The following is a 20,209-nucleotide window of genomic DNA, read 5'->3' on the forward strand; positions in this document are numbered from 1 at the left end:
CCTTTTAAGCGGTTGAACGATCGAAAGGGGTCAAGGCTTGAGCCGGTAGCCAGTGTGGAAAATCCAGCCCACCATGGCCAGGCTCACGGCGAGAAAGAGCGCGACCATGCCGACACTCGCCCAGAGGCTGACATCGCTGATGCCGTAGAAGCTCCAGCGAAAGCCGCTGATCAGATACACCACCGGGTTGGCCAGCGTCACGGCCTGCCAAAACGGCGGGAGCATATCGATGGAGTAGAAGCTGCCGCCCAGAAACGTCAGCGGCGTGATGATCAGAAGCGGCACGATCTGCAGCTTGTCGAAGCCATCCGCCCAGATACCAATGATGAAACCCAGCAGGCTGAAGGTCACGGCGGTGAGCACCAGAAAGGCGAGCATCCAGAACGGGTGGGCGATCTCCAACGGCACGAAAAAGCTCGACGTGCCGAGAATGATCAGCCCCAACAGCATCGACTTCGACGCCGCCGCCCCCACGTAGCCCACCACCACTTCCAGATAAGAAATGGGCGCCGACAGAATTTCGTAGATGCTGCCGGAAAACTTGGGAAAGAAGATACCGAAGGAGGCATTCGACACGCTCTGGGTCAGAAGCATCAGCATGATCAACCCGGGCACGATAAAGGCGCCGTAGCTCACGCCGTTGATCTCGCTAATGCGCGAGCCGATCGCCGCGCCAAACACCACGAAGTAGAGCGAGGTGGAGATCACCGGCGAGACGATGCTTTGCAACAGCGTGCGCCGGGTGCGCGCCATTTCCGCCATGTAGATCGAACGGACGGGGTAGAGATTCATGAGCGCTCCTTGACCAGATCGACGAAAATATCCTCCAGCGAGCTCTGCCGGGTATGTAAATCCTTCACCAGGATCTCCTCTTCGTTGAGCACGCTCAAAAGCGCCGACACGCCGCGGCCCTCCTCTTCCTGGTGACCGTCGTAGGTATACACCAGCGAGCGGCCATCACCACTCAGCGTCAGGGTGTCGACCTGCAGGCGCGGCGGCAGCGCTTCAAGCGGCGTATGAAGCTCAAGAGTGAGCTGCTTGCTGCCGAGCTTTTTCATCAGCGCGGCTTTCTCTTCCACCAGCACCACTTCGCCGCCGTTGATCACGCCGATGCGATCGGCCATCTCCTCGGCCTCTTCGATGTAGTGGGTGGTGAGTATGATGGTGACGCCGTCGTCGCGAAGCTTGCGCACCACCTCCCACATGTCGCGGCGTAGCGCCACGTCCACGCCGGCGGTGGGCTCGTCGAGAAACAGGATACGCGGCTCGTGGGAGAGCGCCTTGGCGATCAATACGCGGCGCTTCATGCCACCGGAAAGCGTGATCAGGCGGTTATTGCGCTTGTCCCACAGCGCCAGCGACTTGAGTACCTTTTCGATGTGGGCCGGGTTGGGCGCCTTGCCAAACAGCCCGCGGCTGAAGCTCACCGTGTTCCAGACCGTTTCAAACGCCTCGTTGGTCAGCTCCTGGGGCACCAGGCCGATGCGCTCGCGCGCCTGGCGGTACTGCTTGACGTTGTCGAAGCCGTCGACGCTCACGCGCCCGGCGCTTGGGTTGACCAGCCCGCATACCAGACTGATCAGGGTGGTCTTGCCCGCGCCGTTCGGGCCGAGCAGCGCAAAAATTTCGCCACGCTGGATGGACAAATCCACGTGCTTGAGCGCTTGAAAGCCACCTTCGTAGGTTTTATTCAAGCCCTCGATCGAGATGATGGGGTCGTTCAAGGCGTGCTCCTCACACCGCGACGGGCCACGGTGCCTGGCGGCCCAAAGCGGCCGGCGGTTGAGGCCGGCCGGCAACAGGCCGATTAACTGCGGCTGGTGACTTCGAGCAGGTGGTAGCCAAACTGGGTCTGGACCGGGCCGTGGACCTGGTTCAGCTCGCCGTTAAAGACCACCTTGTCGAACTCGGGGACCATCTGGCCGGGGCCGAAGGTACCGAGTTCGCCGCCCTGACGACCGGACGGGCAGTTCGAGTGCTCTTTTGCCACGTCCGCGAAGTCGCGGCCGTTTTCGATCTCTTGCTTCAGCGCGAGACACTGCTCTTCGCTGTCTACCAGAATATGACGGGCGCTGGCACTGGCCATGATAAGCCTCCATTGGGTTCGTTTAAGTGAGCCATGAGTTAGAGGCCTCAGTTTAACACGCACGCCGCCCACCTGGGGGCTCAGGGTGCGCCTACCGCGCCGGTGATTCTGAGCGCTTCGCCCACGCGAGCCAGCGCCTGCTCATGGGCGGCGCGCGGCTGCCCCCCGCGAGTGCAGGCAACGATCACCCAGGGGCCCGCGGTTTGCGCAGCCGCCTCACTGTACGCAAGCCCCGCGTCGCAGCTTCGGTGATGCTGAGTACCGGTCTTGTGGGCAAAGGTAATGCTCTCCCCCAGGCCACGCGTCAAGCGCGCCTGGCCTGAGCGGGTGCGCGTCATCACTTCGATCAGCGCTTGGCGCTGGGTGGCGTCCAGGTCGCCCTGCCCAGCGTTTTCGAGCGAGGCGAGCAGATCGCCGTAGGCGCGCAGCGTCGCGGTGTTTTCGCCAGTGCGCTGGTAGGCATCGAAGGCGCTGGCGTAGTCGGGCTGGCGAAGGCTCTGGGAGGAAGCGCCCAGCCGCCGCGCCAGCGCCGCGGGGCGCTGGCTGACGCGGTGTTTGCGAAGCTCGATGAAGTCGGTACCGGCAAGCGAGCGCGCCTCGGGGTGCAGCTCGCCGTACACGCCCCGGCGTACCCCCTTGAGCGTCGTGATCGGGCCCAGCTCGCCTGGGTCGCCGCCGCTGGCGGCGACCATCTGCGCCGCCCGGGCGTTGACGGCGGGAAGTCCGACGCGGTCGATCAGCATATCGGTGGCGGTGTTGTCGCTGACGGTGATCATCTGTTCGAGCAGATACTCGATCGAGATCGGCGTGCCCGGGTCGTGCCAGATCACCGGGCCCGCGCCGTCGACGAAATCGCTCTGAGCAAGCGTCAGACGCTGGTCAAGCGTCAGATCGCCTGCCTGACGCCGGGCCAGCACCTCGGCGGCCACGGGCACCTTGATCAATGAGGCCAGATACCACGGCGTATCCGCCTGCCAGGAGAACGCCTCGCCGCTCTGTAGATTCTGAACGTAGACGCCCAGCGCTCCACCAAAGGCCTCCTCGATGGCGGCCAGCCGCGTGCTCAAACTCCCCTGCCAGGCGCTTTGTTTATCGACTTCAAAATACCAGTCGGCCTGGGCCGGCAGCGCGATTGAAAGCGCCACCAGCAAAAGCCCGGACTTGAGCGTGCGTATCAACCCTCGCAAAGCGTTTCCTCTGTATTGTTGCTTCTGTGTCGTTACTACTGTGTCGTCATGCTCAGGCCGACCTGAACCGCGCAGCGTTTAGCGGTGCGCCGTTATCCAGCGGGTGAGCCAGATCCAGAGCGCCGCCCCAAGAATCAAAAGCCCCCCGGCGCCCAGCGCCTGGGGGTACGTGATGGTGTCGTTCAAGCCCAGCAGAAAGCGCAGCACCAGAAAGATCATCACGATATGAAAAATGAACGCCTTGAGCGCGTCGCTTCCGACCAGCGTCAGCGGCAAAAGTGCCCGGGCGGCGGTGCGCCCGCCGGCCAATGCCAGGCCCAGAATGATGAAGGCCCCGCCGACGCTGAACAGCATGAAGGCAAGCTCTGGCGGGTGCTTGCCGGCGTTATTCGCCACCGCCGTCATGGCCGCGTACACGTCGCCCTGGGCTGCGGATAGCGCGTAAAAAGCACCGACCATCACCGCGCCAAGCGCGATCAACGCTAGCACCAGCCGACGCTGCGCGCCCTGCTCGCCGTGACAGCGAAGCGCCGCTTCGCCAATCAAAAGTCCGATGAAGATGAGCGGTGCGCGACTTAGCTGCCCCCAGGCGTAGTAGTCGGGATGATCGACCAGCAGCGCCTTCAAAATGGCGTGGCCGCCGAAATCGAACCCCTGAAGCCAGGCAGAGAGCGCCGTAAACCCTATAATCGCCGCTAGCCGCGACCACAGCGGTGCCTTCGCCCACAGCGGCAGGATCAGCGGCACCCAGACGAGTGCGATGGCGTAGAAGCCGAGGATCTCCACCCAGATGGCGAAGTTGCCGTACAAAAGCGTGGTGAGGATGTCGGCGGGGGCGTAGAAGGGCAGCATTTCGACGATGGTCAGCGCCTTGTACCAGAACCACACCTCGAGGCCACGCAGCCAGAGCTTCAGCCGCCGCTGGGGCCAATCCTCGTTTTGTGTGCGCGGCAGAAACGCCACCGCCAACGCGATACCGAACACCGTAATGAACAGCGACGAGGAAAATTTGGTGAGCAGATGCACCGGCACCATACCCCACTCGGGCACGTTGGGGATCCCCACCAGCCCGCTGACGGTGTGGCTCAAAATCATCAGTCCAATCGCGATACCGCGGGCCAGATCGATCGCCTCGACCCGCCCCTCGATCCGAGGCAATACCGGCACTTCGTTAAAACTCGGCACGTAACGTACATCCCTGTCGGCGGCTTGAAAGCGCTCAAGCCGTAGTGGAGAACGTTAACCTTAGCCCAACGCTCAAATCAGGGGTAGCGAGGCCCTTTAAACGCAAAACGCCCCGCAATCGGCGGGGCGTTTCGTGGCTCATCCGTGAGCCAGAAGCAGTGTCTCCTTGATCAGGAACGGGTTACCAGTTGCTGTCGGACTCCATGTCGGTGTCGGTATCCGTATCGGTTTCCCACTCCTCCTGCTCCTCCTCTTCTTCCTCGTAAGTAAATTCCTGCTCTTCCTCTTCGTACTCGGTCGTCACACCCGGCTGTTGATCCGTTTCATCACTCTGGTAGGTGCCCTGCCCCTCCTGCATCGTGTCTTCGTGCGGCGTTGGCTCCTGTGGCGTGGTGGTCTCTTCTTCCATACCGGCAAAGGCCAGTGGGCTTGCCATCAGCCCGAAAGAGACGCCGAGGATACCCAGCTTTTTCAGAGATTCCTTCTTCATGATCGTACCTCCTGGTGGTTTCGCTTTGCTGCTTTAAAACGTGGGCGAAAGATGAAATGCCCGGTTGACACGTTTACTGAGTCGACACGAGAGCGGCTCCTCATCCTGATGTTGCGCTCTCGGCCCACTCATTGCAGCGGGCGTACCAGGTTGGCACCACTTATCTTAAAGTCCTTTCACGTCATAATCTTGCAATAAAAAACCGTAGGCCAAAGGCTACTCCAAACCAGGAATAATAAGAATTATTTTGTTTACGGTTGGCACATGGGCCGGGGTGGTCATGTCAACCGGGGTTAGCAAAACGCCGGCTGTGAACCGGCGAGATTTTTCGCAGTAGGTTTGAGCGTAATAATCAAAACAAGACCGGCGCTACCCGATGCCAGCGCGCTAGGCCGGCCCCACCTTCGCGTGTTATCAGTGCGAATGGCGCGGCACCTCCGCCCCCCGGCACCCCACCAGAAAGTCGAAGTCGCACCCTTCATCCGCCTGCAGTACCCGCTCGATGTAGAGCTGGCGGTAGCCGCCCTGGCGGGCAATCAGGGACGATGCCGCCGTGGCGTCAGATTCGGCCAGCCGAGTGGCGATGTCCTCGTCGCTCACTTCCAGATTCAGCTGCCCGCTCTGGCAGTCCAGCGCGATCCAGTCGCCGTTTCGCACCGCGGCCAGCGGGCCGCCCGCCGCCGCTTCCGGCGCCACGTGCAGCACCACCGTGCCGTAGGCGGTCCCGCTCATGCGCGCATCGGAAATACGCACCATGTCGGTCACGCCCTGGGCCAGGATCTTCGGCGGCAGGCCCATGTTCCCCACCTCCGCCATACCGTGATAACCCCGCGGGCCGCAGTGCTTCATGACCAGAATGTCGTTGGCTTCCACGTCCAGGTCCGGGTCGTTGATGCGCGCCTTGTAGTCGTCGAAGTCCTCGAACACCACCGCCCTGCCGCGGTGCTGCATCAGCTCGGCCGTCGCCGCCGAGGGCTTGAGCACCGCGCCGTTGGGGGCGAGATTGCCGCGCAGGATGCAGATCCCGCCGTCCGCGGTGAGCGGGTTGTCCAGCGGGCGAATGACGTCCTCGTTATAAAGCGGCGCGTCCTGGACGTTTTCCCACAGCGTCCTGCCGTTGACGGTCAGGGCGTCCCTGAAGGGCAGCCGGTCGGCTTCGCCCAGGCGTCGCAACACCGCGGGCAGCCCGCCGGCGTAGTAGAACTCCTCCATCAGAAAGCGCCCGGAGGGCTGCAGGTCGACCACCGTGGGCGTCCCGCGCCCGACCCGGCTCCAGTCGTCGAGGCTCAGATCCACGCCAATGCGCCCGGCGATCGCCTTCAGGTGAATGACCGCGTTGGTCGAGCCGCCGATCGCCGCGTTGGTGCGGATGGCGTTATCAAAGGCGTCCTTCGTGAGGACCTTCGAGAGCCGGAGATCCTCGTGGACCATCTCGACGATGCGATTGCCGGAGAGGTGCGCCAGCACGTAGCGGCGCGAATCCACCGCCGGGATGGCAGCGTTGTGGGGCAGCGACACGCCGAGGGACTCCGCCATGCAGGCCATGGTCGAGGCGGTCCCCATGGTGTTGCAGGTGCCCGCCGAACGCGACATGCCCGCCTCGGCGGCCATGAAGTCGTGCAGCGAGATCTCGCCGGCCTTGACCTGCTCGGAGAGCTTCCAGACCACCGTGCCGGAGCCAATATCCTTGCCTTCATGCTTGCCGTTGAGCATCGGCCCGCCGGTGACCACGATGGTGGGGATGTCGCAGCTCGCCGCCCCCATCAGCAGCGCCGGGGTGGTCTTGTCGCAGCCCACCAGCAGCACTACTGCATCGATGGGATTGCCGCGAATGGCCTCCTCGACGTCCATGCTCGCGAGGTTACGGGTGAACATCGCCGTGGGCCGCAGGTTGGACTCGCCGTTGGAAAACACCGGGAACTCGACCGGGTAGCCGCCGGCCTCGAGCACGCCCTTCTTGACGTGCTCGGCGAGCTTGCGAAAGTGGGCGTTGCAGGGGGTGAGCTCCGACCAGGTGTTGCAGATACCGATGATCGGCTTGCCCTGGAACTCGTGGTCGGGAATGCCCTGGTTCTTCATCCAGCTTCGGTACATGAAGCCGTTCTTGTCGGCGGTGCCGAACCATTGAGCAGAGCGCAGAGGCGTTTTTCGAGCAGACATAAGGATCTCTCCGTATCAAAATCGGTGATTGAACAGTGGGATTTAAAAGGGAGTCAGTCGATATCAGGCGCGCTGTCGTCGGGTCTGCTTCCAGCGGTCGAACATGACGGCCAGCAGCAGGATCGCCCCACGCACCAGGTACTGGTAAAAGGTCGGCACATTGAGCAGGCCCATCGCGTTCTGTACACAGCCCATGATCAGCACCCCGACCACCACGCCGGTGATCGTCGCCACCCCGCCGGAAAGCGCGACGCCACCCAGCACACAGGCGGAGATGACCGCGAGTTCGAGCCCCATGGAGGTGTTGGGGTCACCAAGGCCCATGCGCGAAGCGAGCAGCACACCGACCACGCCGGCGACCACGCCTTGCAGGCCGAAGACGATGATCTTCAGCCGGCGCACGTTCACGCCGGCAAGCGAAGCCGCTTCCGAGTTGCCGCCGGTGGCTAGCACGTTACGCCCGAACGCCGTCATGTTGAGCACCACGCCGAAGATTACGAAGCAGGCCAGCATGGTCCAGACCGGCAGCGTCAGGCCCAAAAACGAGGCGCTGCCCAGATCGAAAAAGCCCGGCACGGTAATCATCACCGCATCGCCGCCGGAGGTGATGTAGGCCAGCCCGCGCACGAACTCCATGGCCGCTAGGGTCGCGATCAGCGAGTTGATGCCGAAGCGGGCGATCACCAGGCCGTTGAAGGCACCCACGGCGCCACCGGCGACCACCCCCGCGATCACGCCAATCACCACACTGCCGGAATTCGTGGTCATCACCGCCGCCACCACCCCGGCAAACGCCACGATGGAGGCCACCGACAGATCGACTTCGCCCAGCGCCAGCACCAACATCATGGTGGTGGCGAGGCTTCCGATCAGCGTGATGGAGAGCAAAAGCCCCACCATGTTGCGCCCAGTGAGAAAATCGGGAATGAAGATCGCCAAAGCGATGAACAGCAGCATGAAGATGGCGATCAACCCCGAGGTATCGAGCAGCGTACGCAGCGGCTTGATCAACCCCTGCCGCCCGGCGGGACGTGCCGGCGCCTTGCGGCCCTCATCAATTGTGTTTTTGTTCGTTGTCATGATGAATACTCTAAAAAAGTCGTTTCATGCCGGCAGCGCCAGCCCCAGCAAGCGCTCCGGCGTCGCCTCGCCTCGCTCGACCACCTCGATCAACTCGCCATCGCGCATCACCGCGATGCGATCGCAAATCGAGCTCACCTCGGCCAGGTCGCTTGAGATCACCACCACGCTCTTGCCCTGCTCTGCCAAGTCGTAGAGCAGGCCATAGATATCGCGTCGCGCCCCCACGTCGATACCGCGGGTCGGCTCGTCCATGACGAAAAGGTCGATCTCCTCGGCCAGCCAGCGGGCAAGAATCACCTTCTGCTGGTTTCCACCGGAAAGCTTGCCTATCGGCGCGCGATACCCCGGCGTCTTGACGCTGAGCTTCTCGATATACGCTTCAGCCTTGCGCCGCTCGCGTCCGGGGTGGCGAAATACGCCCCATCGTTTGAAGAAGCGCCGGCAGCTGATGTTCAGGTTGTCGGCAACACTCGCTACGGGAAAGATGCCCTGGGACTTGCGATCCTCAGGACACATGGCGATACCGGCACGGATCGCCTCGGCGGGGCTCTTGAAGCGCCGCGTCGTACCGTTGAAGGTGACGCTGCCGCCCTTGGGCGTCTCGACCCCGCACACCAGCCGCAAAAGTTCGCTGCGCCCGGCGCCAACCAGACCGAACAGCCCGAACACCTCGCCCTTTTTCACCGCGAAGCTGACCGGCGCGTTGATCCCGCGGCCTTCGATACCCTCGACGCTGAGCACCGTCTCCCCCGTCTCTCGAGAGCGATAGCCGTAGACGTCGTCGATATCGCGCCCAACCATTTCGCTGACCAGCAAGTCCTGGGTAAGCGCGCCCATCTGCTCATGCGTGCGAATGTGCTTCCCGTCGCGAAAGATGGTGACCGCATCGCACATCTCGAATACCTCTTCCATGCGATGGGTCACGTAAAGCACTACCCGGCCCTCGTCGCGCAGGCGCTGGACGATCCGCTTGAGCTGGCGTGTCTCCTGTACCGACAGGCTACTGGTCGGCTCGTCGAAGGCGATGATGCGCGCGTCGCGCAAGAGCGCCCGGCCGATCTCGATCATCTGTTGCTGGCCGATGGAGAGCTCACGCACTTTAGTCGATGGATGGATCGCCCCTTCGCCCAGGTCCTCGAGGATCATCAGGGCTCGCTCTTTCAGTCGGCGGCGGTCGACGAACCCCTGCCGGGTGGGCAGCTGCCCCAGCAGCAGGTTTTCCGCCACCGACATGTTCGGCGAGAGGGTCAGCTCCTGGTAGATGATCGCCACCCCTTCGCGCAGCGCCTCCCGGGCGTTAGCGAAGACGTGACGCTGACCATCGATCCAGAGCGCGCCTTCGGCAGTACGATTGACGCCGCTGAGCACCTTGAGCAGGGTCGACTTACCGGCACCGTTTTCGCCCATCAGGGCGTGTACCTGCCCGGCGTGGGCGGCAAAGCTCACCCTGTCGAGCGCGCGCACGCCGGGGAACACCACGCTGATATTCTCGAAACGCAGGTAGGGATCCGTCATATCGCTCTCCTCCACGCCGGACGACCTTAAAGGCCCAGCTCGTCGCGAACTTGCTGCCAGTTGTCCCGCGTCATCAGCGTACCGGTGGTTTCGGTATTGGCTGGCGGCTGCTCATTCTCGGCGATCCAGCGGTAGAGATCCTCGGCCGTCTGGCGGCCGTGCATGGTGGAACTCACCGCCACAGTGCCGTGAAACCCGGTTGGGTTATTGCGCGAGAACTCGGCAAAGGCGGCGCCTGAGCCGTTGATACCAACGCCGATCACGTCCTCTGGGGCTAGGCCATACTGCTCTGTCGCACGTACACCCCCCAGCACACTCTCTTCGTTGAGCGCGTAGATCACCCAGTGCTCGTATCCGCCACGCTGAGAAAGGACCGGGGAGGCAGCAGAAAACGCGCCGTTGGTATCGGTGCTTTGTTGAGGTGCATCAAAGATGTTTTCTTCGGGAAATCCTGCTTCGAGCAGCGCTTGGGTGGCGCCATTGGTGCGCTCGACCGCCGTGGGCAGCTCGTTGTTGGTGATGCGCAGTGCAGCGACCTCTTCCATGTCCCACCCACGCGCCTGCATTTCAGCAGCAATCGCCTCGCCGACCTGCATACCAATTTTAGTGCCCGACATACCCAAATGGGGCACATCGGCCATGGGTTCTCCGCTGGAATTCACGAACTGGTCATCCACCGTGATGACTTTCATATCGTACTGATTGGCACGGTTCATGATGGCCGGGCCCAAACGAACGTCAGGCGGACAGATGACGAACCCCTCGGCCCCCTGAGCGTAGAGGTTGTCGATCGCGCTAAGCACTTGCTGGCCGTCCTCACCACCTAAACGAACGACTTCAAAGCCCAGCTCTTCGCCGGCATTGGTCGCCGCTTGCTGTTCGTTGATGAACCAGGCCTGCTCGGGTTTCTTGACGATGAAGCCGATTTTCACGTTTTCGTCACTTTGTGCTTGGGCACTGAAAGGCGCCAGCATGATGGCGCTGCAAAGGGCGAGGCGGGCGAATGAGTAGGTCAAATGCATGATAAAACTCCTTTATTAATCACTTGTTGTTATGAGTCAATTGCCGCTTTGAACCGCTTTTTTTAAATCACTTGTTTCTGGGGCGTGCGCTCTTTTGATCGAGCCTGATCAGCTATCGTCGCTTTCCCGGGTAGAGAAGCGCAGCACGGTACGCGAGTGGTAGCGCTCGCCGGGCTCGAGAATCGTGCTCGGAAAGCTCTCCTGATTGGGCGAATCAGGGAAATGCTGGGTTTCCAGCGCAAAGCCCGAACGCTGCTGATAGGCTTCGCCGCGCTTGCCGGTCAGCTCGCCGCCGAGGAAGTTACCCGAGTAGAACTGGATGCCCGGCTCGGTGGTCTCGACCTCCAGCACTCGGCCGCTTTCCGGTTCCCACACCCGCGCCGCCAGTACCAGCGCATCGTTATCAGCATCCCCACGATCGATTACGAAGTTATGGTCGTATCCCTGGCCAAAGGCCAACTGCTCGTTGTCCTGATCGATACGCTCGCCGATGGCCGTGGGCCGGGTGAAGTCGAAGGGCGTGCCTGCCACCTCTCGCCGCTCGCCGGTGGGAATCAGGGTGTCATCAATCGGGGTGAAGGTGTCGGCATTGAGCATGAGCTGGTGCTCTTCGATGCTCGCGTGGCCCTCGCCGGCCAGATTGAAGTAGCTGTGCTGGGTCAGGTTGACCGGGGTGGCCTTATCGGTTTCGGCGCTGTAATCAATGATCAGCTCGTTCTGATCGGTGAGCGTATAGCTCACCTCGACGCTCAGCTCGCCGGGATAGCCCTCTTCGCCATCCGCACTGACGTAGCTCAGCGCAAGCCCCGAACCGGTCTCGTTCTCGAAGGGCTCGGCCTCCCAAAGCACTTGGTCAAACCCCTGTTCACCGCCGTGCAAGTGGTTACCCCCATCGTTGGTGGCAAGCGTATAGGTCTCGCCATTCAGGGCAAAACGGCCGTCGGCAATACGGTTGCCATACCGGCCGATGAGCGCGCCGAAATAGGGGTTGACCTGCCGATAGGTATCCGAGAGATAACCATCGAGAGCGTCGAAGCCGAGCACCACGTCGTCGAGATGCCCCTCGCTGTCCGGCACCTTCAGCGACACGATAGTGCCGCCATAGTTAATGACCTCGAGTTCGACACCATTGGCGTTGGTCAACCGGTAGCGATCCACTTTGCGACCGTCGGCCAGTTGCCCAAAGGAGGTCTTTTCGATAGCCGTGGTTTGGCTTGAAGTTTCCATATTGGCGGTCTCGCTCTGCGCCTGGGCCGTGCTCGTCAAAAGCAGAGTGCTCACCGCGCAGAGTATTGTCGGAACGACCCTATCTCGAGTGGCGTGCAATGGGGGCATGACACCCTCCTGGTAAGGTTATTGTTATCAGGGGCGAAATCGACTTCGCCTTGTCAGCGTCTACTCTAGACAAGCGGGGCATAACCAACCAATATGCAAAAAAGCCAATTCCAATACTCATATCAATATCAGTAACCCGACGAAGGCTTGTTTCATGGGAGATCCAGGCGAGGCTTGGTTTCAAAACGCTCGACTAAAGTTGCGTCATTTTCAGCTCTTTCTCGTGATCGACGAGCATCGCAACTTGCATCGGGCGGCGCACTCGCTGGGCATCAGCCAGCCGGCCGCTTCCAAGCTGCTCAGCGACCTGGAGTCCCACTTGGGCATACGACTGTTCGAGCGCAAGCCACGAGGACTCGTACCCAACTTGTTCGGGGAGGTCATGATTCGCCAGGCCCACAGCGCGCTATCGACCCTGAACCATACCGGCGAGGAGCTCGCGGCATTGCGCGATGGATATCGGGGCACCGTGGCGGTGGGTACCGTCATGGCCCCCGCCGTGACGCTTCTGACCAGCGCCATCGAACGGGTTCACCGCGACCGCCCGGAACTCAAGATCAGTGTCGATGTGGATGTCAGCAAGACGCTGGTGCACCGCCTGCTGGAGGGCGAGCTCGATTTCGCCATCACCCGTGTTCCGGCGGGTAGCAACATCGAGCACTTTGTCTTCGAGGAGATCGGTGAGGAGGAGCTGTGCTTCGTCTGCCGCTCAGCGCATCCTCTGGCCAATGGACAATCGCCGACTCTTGGCGCCATGGCCGCCTACCCTTGGGCGCTACAGCCTCCCGGCGCGCTGATGCGCCAGCGGGTCGACAGCCTGTTTCTTCACCACCAGATCGCGCCGCCGCGCCAGGTGGTCGATACTGCCGACCTGCTGGTGTCGCTGGCGCTGGTATCGAAGTCCGATACCCTGACCGTTATCACTCAGGAAACCGCTGACCTGCTCTGTACGCCTCAGCGTTTTTGCCGACTGGCTTTCAACGAAAGCCTGAGCGTACAGCCTTATGGGCTGGTCAGTCTCCGTCATCGCCAACTTTCACCGGGGGCGGCGGTGCTGATGAGCGAGCTGCGATCATTGGTTGCCGAGAACCAGTATTAACGGCTCGGCCAGGGCGACCGGTACGGTTTAGCCATCAAAGCTCAGGTACTTTCACCCGGTTGCAGGGTGAAACCCACATCGTGGCGCTTTCGGTGAACACGCTGCCCGGTGAGCCGCCGGATCAGCTCCTGGCCCGCCAAGCGTCCCATCGCTTGGCGCGGTGAGACGATCGTCGTGAGACGGGGCGTGATGTGCTGACCAAGCGCCAAGCCGTTGAACCCGGCAATGGCGATATCTTCCGGAACCCGTAGCCCTTGGCGCTGAGCCGCAAGCAGCGCGCCAGCACCGAGATCGTCGTTGGCAAAATGGATCGCCTGCGTCGCGGGGTACTCGCTTAACACACGAGCCAGGCCCAACGCGCCAGCCTCGAGACTCCCCAGTGTCTCCAACTCCACAAGCGGCGCCTCGAGGCCGCTACGTTCGAGAATCTCGCGGTGTCCCTGATAGCGCATGAGCGCTCGATAGTCGTCGGAGAGCCGCGCGCCAACATAGACGATGTGCCGATAGCCCCGGTCGACGAGGTGATGCGCCATGCAGCGACCCGCCGCGGTATGGTCCAGACCGACGTTGAGATCGAGACTCGCCCCCAGCTCCATGACCTCCATGATCGGTTGGCGAGCGTTCGCCAGCAGCGTATGGCACGCCTCGCTATGGCGTAGCCCTGCCATGATCAGCGCCGAGCAGGACCACCCCATGAAGGTGCGCACCAACTCATACTCGCGATCCAGGTCGTAGTCAGTGTTACCCAGCAGCAGTTGATAGCCTTCGTTCTCCAGAGTGTCCTGTAGACCCTTGATGACTTCGACGAAGACACTATTGCTCAGAGAAGGCACGATCACGGCGATCAACGAAGAGCGTGAAGAAGCGAGGCTTCCGGCGACCAGGTTGGGCACATACCCCAAGCGCTTCACACTTTCCAGCACGTTGTGACGCGTTTGGTCGCTAACCTTATCAGGGTGATTCAGCGCTCGCGACACTGTCATCGGCGACACTCCAGCGGCTTTGGCCACCTGCCCAAGCGTCACCTGATTGGAGCGACGGCGCGATTTGATCGCATCGAAATCGGCTTTAGACATTAGTCACATATCCTGATAGTTCGACTTGTCGCTGAGTGAAGGGTCATCTAGAACGTAATGGTAGCGCTATCATGAGCGCTTTTCTCGAGTGATTCATCGAAGCAGTCATAACAACAAGACAGAGGTAACGCCAAGTGAGCACGCAACGACAACGCCCGGCCCGCGTCGGCGTCATTGGCCTTGGCGCCATGGGCCTTGGCATTGCCGAGAACCTTCGCCAAAGCGGCTTCGATGTCACCGGCTGCGATATCAACGCTTCGGCGCGTACGGCATTTATCGCCCTGGGCGGCACCAGCGCCTCGAATCCCGCCGAACTGCACGGCTGCGATATCGTGTTGACGGTGGTTATCAACGGTCATCAGGTTGAACAGGTGCTGTTTGGTGAACAAGGGCTAGCCTCAACGCTGGCCCAGGGTAGCCTGATCCTTCAATGCGCCACGATTGCCCCAAGCCAAGCCAAGGCGCTGCACGCGCGCTTGGCGTCGCACGGGGTGGGCATGCTCGATACTCCAATCAGCGGCGGCGCGGCCAAGGCGAAAAGCGGTGAGCTTTCGGTCATGGCCTCCGGTGAGCCCGAAGCCTTCGCCCAGGCACAGCCCGTACTCGATGCCATGGCGGCGCACGTTTACCGTTTGGGAGACGCTCCCGGTATCGGTTCGAGCATGAAGCTCGTCAACCAGCTGCTGGCAGGCGTGCATATCGCCACCGCCGCCGAAGCCGTAGCGTTTGGGATTCGAATGGGCCTCGATCCCGAGGTCGTTTACGAGGTGATCACCCACTCGGCGGGTAACTCCTGGATGTTTGAGAATCGCGTTCCACACATTCTCAGTGGCGACTACACGCCGCTCTCGGCGGTCGATATCTTCGTCAAGGACCTCGATCTCGTACACCAAACCGGGCGTGAGCTGTCGATGGCGACCCCGGTAGCCGCGAGCGCGCTGCAGCAGTTCATGGCAGCAAGCGGGGCGGGGTTTGGTCGCGAGGACGATGCCGCGGTCATCAAGGTATACAAGGCGCTCTCCGGTATTTCTCTTCCGAGTGCTGCCAACGACTCTTAAGGTGATTGACCATACGTCCACCACGAATACCAAGCCGGATTCGACGAATTAGAACGAAAGGTATCACGACACCATGATTCGACTAGCTGCCAATCTCAGCATGATGTTCAACGAGCATGCGTTTATGGACCGGTTTTCGGCCGCAGCCGAGGCCGGGTTCAAGGGCGTCGAATACCTGTTTCCCTATGCTTATAGCGCACGGGAGCTAGCTGACGCCCTCGAACAAGCGCAGCTGGCGCAAGTGCTATTCAACCTGCCGCCGGGGGATTGGGAGGCGGGTGAACGCGGGCTTGGCAGCCTTCCCGGACGCGAGGCCGAGTTTCGCGACTCGGTCATTCAGGCCCTGCAGTACGCCGAAGCGTTGGACTGCCCGCAAATCCACGCCATGGCGGGCGTGCTACCCGATCAAGCCGATGCATCGACCCGCGCCGAGCATGAAGCCACATATCTGCGCAATCTGCGCTACGCCGCCAGTGAGGCGGCGAAACTGAACCGAACGCTGCTGATCGAGCCTATCAATAGCCGCGACATGCCGAACTACTTTCTGTCGCGTCAGGCGCAGGCGATGAATCTGCTGAAGCAGGTCGAGGCGCCCAACCTCAAGCTTCAGTTCGATCTTTATCACTGCCAAATCATGGAGGGTGACCTGATACGCCATCTGGAGCGTCAGTTCGAAGCAATCGGCCACGTACAGATAGCCGGCGCCCCCCAGCGCCATGAGCCCGATATCGGCGAGATCCACTACCCGGCCCTGTTCGAAAGGCTCGAGGCGTTGGGCTATGACGGCTGGATCAGCTGTGAGTATCGGCCTGCCGGGGCGACACGCGAAGGGCTTGGCTGGGGGCGTGAGTACGGCCTCGCGCCGTGACCCAACACGGGTCGAGCGACAGTGAATCGTCTAAAAAACCAACAAACGACAATACGACGAGGATATGCCCAACATGCACATTCTGATCACGGGGGCCGCCGGATTTCTCGGCCAGCGGCTTCTCCACCAGCTGCTTCAGCGCCAGACGCTTTGCGATCAGCCGATCACGCGCATAACACTGGTCGACCAGAGCCGAGCCGAGACGTCCGAAACGCCGGACATTTCACTTGAAAGCCATGCCATCGACATCAGCGCACCGAACGCATTCGACACGCTCCTCGAGCAGCGCCCTGACGCGATATTTCATCTAGCGGCGGTGGTCAGCGCCGCCGCCGAGGCCGACCTGGACTTGGGTATGGCGGTCAACTTCGATGCTACGCGCGCCTTGCTGGAGGGGTGTCGAGCCCACCATCTGAGCGAGACCCGCTTGGTCATGGCGAGCTCCGTGGCCGTTTATGGTGGGGAGCTGCCGGAGGTGCTGGACGATATGACCGCGCTGCAGCCGCAAACCTCCTACGGCACTCAGAAAGCGATGTGCGAGCTGATCATCAACGACTATAGCCGCCGCGGGCTGATCGACGGCCGCGTGCTGCGCCTGCCGACCATCGTGGTGCGACCGGGGCGGCCAAACGCGGCGGCGTCGAGCTTCGCTTCCAGCATTCTGCGCGAGCCCCTGAATCAGCAAAAGGCGATCTGTCCGGTTCCTCGCGAGCAGGCGATGTTCGTGATGTCGCCTGCCCGAGTGATCAAGGCGCTGATTCACGGAGCAGAGCTTTCATCCGAGGCGCTGGGCGCGTTTCGCGCGCTCATTCTGCCGGGCATCACCACCGACGTGACCGAGATGCTCGAAGCCCTGCAGGAAACGGCGGGCGCCGAGGCCGTTGCGCGAGTCCGTCATGAGCCCGACCCACGCATCGCACCGCTGGTGGCGAGCTGGCCCGCGCGCTTCACCCCGCAAAAAGCCGAGCGGCTCGGCTTTGTGGGCGATCGCAACTTCAAGGAAATACTCGAGGCCTACGTGGCCGAGTACTGCTGAGCAGCATTCGCCAGCTGCAGGCGAACCCAACGGGGCCTACCGCTTACAGGCCCTATCCATCACGACGAATGACATCAATACAGCCCGGTAACAACGACAATAAAGGAGCAGTATCATGACCCTTCGTTTCGCAAAATCTCCTCTTTCCACCGCCGTTGGCGCGGTGAACACGCTGGTCCTGGCAGGTTTCGCCTTCCAAGCCCAAGCGGCTATGGAAGTCAGCGTGGGCTACGCCATTTCCAGCGATTCTCACTACGGCGCCGGCTCCCGAGCGTTCAAGGAAACGCTCGAGCGCCTATCCGACGGTGAGTTTACCGTGACCGACCACCCCAGCGGCTCGCTCGGCGGCGAACGGGCCATGATCGAGGGACTTCAGATCGGCACTGTCGACGTAGTCATCACCTCGACGGGGCCTTTAGGCAACTTCGTACCGGAAACCTACGTGCTTGATCTGCCGTTTCTGTTCACCAGCTACGACCAGGCCCGCTGCGTGCTCGACGGCGAGATCGGCCAGGAACTGCTCGACAAGATGAATGAACACGATCTGGTCGGGCTTGCCTGGGCGGAGAACGGCTTTCGCCACATCACCAATAGCCGTCGCGCCATCGAATCCCCCGAGGACGTGCGCGGGCTGAAGATCCGCACCATGGAAAATCGCATTCATCAGCAGGCGTTCGAAGACCTCGGCGCAAGCCCCACGCCAATGGCGATGCCGGAGCTCTTCACCGCTCTTCAACAGGGCACCGTCGACGGCCAGGAGAACCCTCTGACGGTCATCATAGCGGCCAATCTTTATGAGGTTCAGGATCAGCTGTCGCTGACAGGCCATGTCTACTCCCCCGCTATCGTACTCGGCTCACCGGTGCTAATCGATGGGCTTAGCGACGAACAGCGCGCCTGGTTCGACGAAGCCGCCCAAGCGGCGGCCGAGGCCACGCGTGCCGAGGTTTCGCGCCTGGAGGAAGAGGGCGTGGCGTTTCTTCAGGAAAACGGCATGACAGTGACTGACGGCGTTGACCCCGCCCCGTTCCAGAGCGCCATTGAAGAGGTGAATGCCGAATTCGTCGAACAGTATGGCGACGACATGCTCGAGCGTATTCGCAACAGCGACTGCTGAGTCTGATCGTGGCGCTTCGGCGCCACGTTTTCACTTACCTGGCGGATGGGGTGGTGCATGGTGTCCTGGTTTCTACGCCTTGAGCAGGTGCTGAATCGGCTGGCGCTGACGGTGGCGATCGCGATGTTGATCGTGTCGGTGTCGCTGGGGTTCTATCAAGTCCTTACGCGGTTTCTCTTCAACGCGCCGTCGACCTGGTCGGAGACGCTGTCGCGCGCAACGATGATCTGGTGCGTGTTCATGGCCGCCGCGGCCACCTTTCGCGGTGGTTTTATGATGGCGGTTGAGGTCATCTACAAGCTTGTACCCAAGCGCGCCCTGCTGGCGCTGGAGTGGTTCATCGGGCTTTGCTGTCTGCTGGTACTGGCGGTGCTGCTGATTTACGGCATCCAGATGACTCAGCGCGTCAGCAACCAGATGCTGTCCGCGCTGGAGGTATCGATGTCCTGGGCCTACGCGGCCATTCCCGTGGGCAGCGCTTTCGCCATGCTAGCGGTGATCGCCCGGCTACTCGCCCAGAGTTTTGGACTCGAACCGTTGGGGCCAGTCCACGACGAGGCCGTCGAGCAGAGTAGCGCTCAACCAGTGCGCCCTGCGTCCCACGAAGAGTCTCGCTCATGAATCTTGCCATCGGACTGTCGCTTCTGATCCTGTTCGCTACCGGCGTCCCGATCGCGATCTCGATCATGCTGGCCTCGATCATCGGTATCGAGTTTTTCTCGCGCTTCCCCTTGGTCATGGTGCCGCAGCAGCTGTTCGTGGGGCTCGACAACTTCCCGCTGATGGCCATTCCATTTTTCATTCTGGCGGGCAACCTTATGGCCGCCGGCGGTATCTCCAACCGTCTGGTGGATCTAGCCAAGTCGATCGTGGGCGGCGTGCAGGGCGGGCTCGCCATGACCTGTGTGCTGACCTGTATGATGTTTGCCGCTGTTTCCGGCTCGAGTGTGGCGACCACCTTCGCTATTGGCGCGATATTGATTCCCGCCATGGTGAGACACGGCTATCCCAAACCCTTGGCCGCTTCCATTCAGGCGTCGTCGGCGGAGCTTGGAGTGCTGATTCCCCCCTCGATTCCCTTGATCCTGTTCGGGGTGAGCACCAATACCTCGATTGGCCAACTCTTCATTGCGGGTATCGGCCCGGGGCTTCTGATCGGGCTGGCGTTACTGGTGTTTCTCTACGTGTTCTGCAAGCTGCGCGGTTACGGCCTGCAGGATAGCCAGGACCGTACCCGATTCGTCACCGCCTTTCAGCGCGCCTGGGCGGCCATTCTGATGCCGGTCGTGGTCATCGGCGGCATTTATGGCGGCGTCTTCACGCCCACCGAAGCCTCGGCGGTGGCGGTGTTTTACGCCCTGGTCGTCGGCGCCTGCTACCGGGAACTCAAACTCAACGATCTATTGTCCGTTCTGCGCCAGAGCGTCATTTCGACAGCGGCAGTCATGTTGATCATTTCGGCAGCGGCGCTGTTCAGCTTTCTAATCAGCCGCTCCGGGCTTCCGGCCCAAGTGGCGGGTGGTGTCACGGCGATGTTCGAAAGCCCCTGGGCGTTTTTACTCGCGGTTAACGCCCTGCTCCTCGTAGTCGGCATGTTCATCGAAACTGGCGCGGCCATCCTGGTACTGGCCCCCATACTCACTCCGATCGCGATTCAATTCGGCGTTCATCCGGTCCATTTTGGGCTGATCATGGTGGTGAACCTGGCACTAGGCATGATCACCCCGCCGCTTGGGGTGAACCTGTTTGCCGCCTGCGCGGTGGCAAGAATCTCCATCGATCAGATGCTGCCCTGGCTTTTGCGATTCGTGCTGGTGGTGCTGGCGTGTCTGATGGCGATTACTTATATGCCCTGGATTTCGATGGGCCTTGTTAACCTGCTTTATAGCTAA

Annotated in this window: 19 protein-coding genes; 7 read left to right on the forward strand and 12 right to left on the reverse strand. The window is 61.5% G+C overall.

Annotation, left to right across the window (positions count from 1 at the left end; all coding sequences use genetic code 11):
- Positions 1-30: 30 nt before the first annotated feature.
- From RN347_RS14450 to RN347_RS14500, 11 genes are all read right to left on the reverse strand, one after another.
- Positions 31-792, reverse strand: coding sequence for an ABC transporter permease (locus RN347_RS14450; RefSeq protein ID WP_263586096.1), 762 nt, complete (start codon positions 790-792; stop codon positions 31-33).
- Complete coding sequence (locus tag RN347_RS14455) at positions 789-1,724, reverse strand: ABC transporter ATP-binding protein (RefSeq protein WP_311958690.1); 936 nt, start codon at positions 1,722-1,724, stop codon at positions 789-791. The genes RN347_RS14450 and RN347_RS14455 overlap by 4 nt, the downstream gene beginning before the upstream one ends.
- 83 nt (positions 1,725-1,807) lie before the next feature.
- Complete coding sequence (locus RN347_RS14460; RefSeq protein WP_252106155.1) at positions 1,808-2,086, reverse strand: peptidylprolyl isomerase; 279 nt, start codon at positions 2,084-2,086, stop codon at positions 1,808-1,810.
- Between the two features lie 80 nt (positions 2,087-2,166).
- Positions 2,167-3,273 carry a serine hydrolase gene (locus tag RN347_RS14465; RefSeq protein ID WP_311958691.1) on the reverse strand — a complete coding sequence of 369 codons (1,107 nt, stop codon included), beginning with the start codon at positions 3,271-3,273 and terminating at the stop codon, positions 2,167-2,169.
- Positions 3,274-3,351: 78 nt separating this feature from the next.
- Positions 3,352-4,458 carry an acyltransferase family protein gene (locus RN347_RS14470; protein ID WP_311958692.1) on the reverse strand — a complete coding sequence of 369 codons (1,107 nt, stop codon included), beginning with the start codon at positions 4,456-4,458 and terminating at the stop codon, positions 3,352-3,354.
- 181 nt (positions 4,459-4,639) lie between these two features.
- Positions 4,640-4,948 carry a hypothetical protein gene (locus RN347_RS14475; RefSeq protein WP_409365761.1) on the reverse strand — a complete coding sequence of 103 codons (309 nt, stop codon included), beginning with the start codon at positions 4,946-4,948 and terminating at the stop codon, positions 4,640-4,642.
- Between the two features lie 414 nt (positions 4,949-5,362).
- A complete protein-coding gene (locus RN347_RS14480; protein ID WP_311958693.1) occupies positions 5,363-7,108 on the reverse strand; it encodes an IlvD/Edd family dehydratase in 1,746 nt (581 codons plus the stop codon).
- A gap of 63 nt (positions 7,109-7,171) precedes the next feature.
- A complete protein-coding gene (araH, locus tag RN347_RS14485; RefSeq protein ID WP_311958694.1) occupies positions 7,172-8,188 on the reverse strand; it encodes an L-arabinose ABC transporter permease AraH in 1,017 nt (338 codons plus the stop codon).
- Positions 8,189-8,212: 24 nt separating this feature from the next.
- The gene (araG, locus tag RN347_RS14490; RefSeq protein ID WP_311958695.1) at positions 8,213-9,706 is read right to left on the reverse strand and encodes an L-arabinose ABC transporter ATP-binding protein AraG; all 1,494 of its coding nucleotides are present in this window, start codon (positions 9,704-9,706) and stop codon (positions 8,213-8,215) included.
- 26 nt (positions 9,707-9,732) lie between these two features.
- Positions 9,733-10,728, reverse strand: coding sequence for an arabinose ABC transporter substrate-binding protein (locus tag RN347_RS14495; protein ID WP_311958696.1), 996 nt, complete (start codon positions 10,726-10,728; stop codon positions 9,733-9,735).
- Between the two features lie 108 nt (positions 10,729-10,836).
- Positions 10,837-12,063, reverse strand: coding sequence for an aldose epimerase family protein (locus RN347_RS14500; RefSeq protein ID WP_311958697.1), 1,227 nt, complete (start codon positions 12,061-12,063; stop codon positions 10,837-10,839).
- A gap of 154 nt (positions 12,064-12,217) precedes the next feature.
- On the opposite strand from RN347_RS14500, the gene RN347_RS14505 reads away from it, so the two are divergent.
- Positions 12,218-13,162, forward strand: coding sequence for a LysR substrate-binding domain-containing protein (locus tag RN347_RS14505; protein WP_311958698.1), 945 nt, complete (start codon positions 12,218-12,220; stop codon positions 13,160-13,162).
- Between the two features lie 41 nt (positions 13,163-13,203).
- Here RN347_RS14505 and RN347_RS14510 read toward each other — a convergent pair whose 3' ends face one another.
- Positions 13,204-14,238: a LacI family DNA-binding transcriptional regulator gene (locus RN347_RS14510; RefSeq protein ID WP_311958699.1), complete on the reverse strand. Its 1,035-nt coding sequence runs from the start codon at positions 14,236-14,238 to the stop codon at positions 13,204-13,206.
- A gap of 188 nt (positions 14,239-14,426) precedes the next feature.
- Here RN347_RS14510 and ltnD point away from each other — a divergent pair, with 188 nt between their 5' ends.
- The 6 genes from ltnD to RN347_RS14540 all read left to right on the forward strand — a co-directional run bounded on the left by ltnD (position 14,427) and on the right by RN347_RS14540 (position 20,209).
- Positions 14,427-15,296, forward strand: a complete 870-nt coding sequence (gene ltnD / locus RN347_RS14515) for an L-threonate dehydrogenase (RefSeq protein WP_311960856.1) — start codon at positions 14,427-14,429, stop codon at positions 15,294-15,296.
- A gap of 73 nt (positions 15,297-15,369) precedes the next feature.
- Positions 15,370-16,164, forward strand: coding sequence for a 2-oxo-tetronate isomerase (otnI, locus tag RN347_RS14520; RefSeq protein WP_311958700.1), 795 nt, complete (start codon positions 15,370-15,372; stop codon positions 16,162-16,164).
- A 73-nt stretch (positions 16,165-16,237) separates the two neighbouring features.
- The gene (gene denD / locus RN347_RS14525) at positions 16,238-17,200 is read left to right on the forward strand and encodes a D-erythronate dehydrogenase (protein ID WP_311958701.1); all 963 of its coding nucleotides are present in this window, start codon (positions 16,238-16,240) and stop codon (positions 17,198-17,200) included.
- A 115-nt stretch (positions 17,201-17,315) separates the two neighbouring features.
- Positions 17,316-18,317 carry a TRAP transporter substrate-binding protein gene (locus RN347_RS14530; RefSeq protein ID WP_311958702.1) on the forward strand — a complete coding sequence of 334 codons (1,002 nt, stop codon included), beginning with the start codon at positions 17,316-17,318 and terminating at the stop codon, positions 18,315-18,317.
- A 57-nt stretch (positions 18,318-18,374) separates the two neighbouring features.
- Positions 18,375-18,938 carry a TRAP transporter small permease gene (locus RN347_RS14535; protein WP_311958703.1) on the forward strand — a complete coding sequence of 188 codons (564 nt, stop codon included), beginning with the start codon at positions 18,375-18,377 and terminating at the stop codon, positions 18,936-18,938.
- Positions 18,935-20,209 (forward strand): TRAP transporter large permease, encoded by a 1,275-nt coding sequence (locus RN347_RS14540; protein ID WP_311958704.1) that lies wholly within the window; start codon positions 18,935-18,937, stop codon positions 20,207-20,209. The genes RN347_RS14535 and RN347_RS14540 overlap by 4 nt, the downstream gene beginning before the upstream one ends.

Origin of the sequence: Halomonas sp. PAMB 3264 (assembly GCF_031954245.1) — a bacterium.
Taxonomy (GTDB): Bacteria; Pseudomonadota; Gammaproteobacteria; order Pseudomonadales; family Halomonadaceae; genus Vreelandella.

Coding starts and splice junctions, on each gene's coding strand:
- RN347_RS14540 (WP_311958704.1), top strand. CDS start 18,935: ATGAATCTTGCCATCGGACTGTCGCTTCTGATCCTGTTCGCTACCGGC.
- RN347_RS14530 (WP_311958702.1), top strand. CDS start 17,316: ATGACCCTTCGTTTCGCAAAATCTCCTCTTTCCACCGCCGTTGGCGCG.
- araH (WP_311958694.1), bottom strand. CDS start 8,188: ATGACAACGAACAAAAACACAATTGATGAGGGCCGCAAGGCGCCGGCA.
- RN347_RS14510 (WP_311958699.1), bottom strand. CDS start 14,238: ATGTCTAAAGCCGATTTCGATGCGATCAAATCGCGCCGTCGCTCCAAT.
- ltnD (WP_311960856.1), top strand. CDS start 14,427: ATGGGCCTTGGCATTGCCGAGAACCTTCGCCAAAGCGGCTTCGATGTC.
- RN347_RS14480 (WP_311958693.1), bottom strand. CDS start 7,108: ATGTCTGCTCGAAAAACGCCTCTGCGCTCTGCTCAATGGTTCGGCACC.
- RN347_RS14500 (WP_311958697.1), bottom strand. CDS start 12,063: ATGCCCCCATTGCACGCCACTCGAGATAGGGTCGTTCCGACAATACTC.
- RN347_RS14495 (WP_311958696.1), bottom strand. CDS start 10,728: ATGCATTTGACCTACTCATTCGCCCGCCTCGCCCTTTGCAGCGCCATC.
- RN347_RS14460 (WP_252106155.1), bottom strand. CDS start 2,086: ATGGCCAGTGCCAGCGCCCGTCATATTCTGGTAGACAGCGAAGAGCAG.
- RN347_RS14535 (WP_311958703.1), top strand. CDS start 18,375: ATGGTGTCCTGGTTTCTACGCCTTGAGCAGGTGCTGAATCGGCTGGCG.
- RN347_RS14475 (WP_409365761.1), bottom strand. CDS start 4,948: ATGAAGAAGGAATCTCTGAAAAAGCTGGGTATCCTCGGCGTCTCTTTC.
- araG (WP_311958695.1), bottom strand. CDS start 9,706: ATGACGGATCCCTACCTGCGTTTCGAGAATATCAGCGTGGTGTTCCCC.
- denD (WP_311958701.1), top strand. CDS start 16,238: ATGCACATTCTGATCACGGGGGCCGCCGGATTTCTCGGCCAGCGGCTT.
- otnI (WP_311958700.1), top strand. CDS start 15,370: ATGATTCGACTAGCTGCCAATCTCAGCATGATGTTCAACGAGCATGCG.
- RN347_RS14505 (WP_311958698.1), top strand. CDS start 12,218: ATGGGAGATCCAGGCGAGGCTTGGTTTCAAAACGCTCGACTAAAGTTG.
- RN347_RS14450 (WP_263586096.1), bottom strand. CDS start 792: ATGAATCTCTACCCCGTCCGTTCGATCTACATGGCGGAAATGGCGCGC.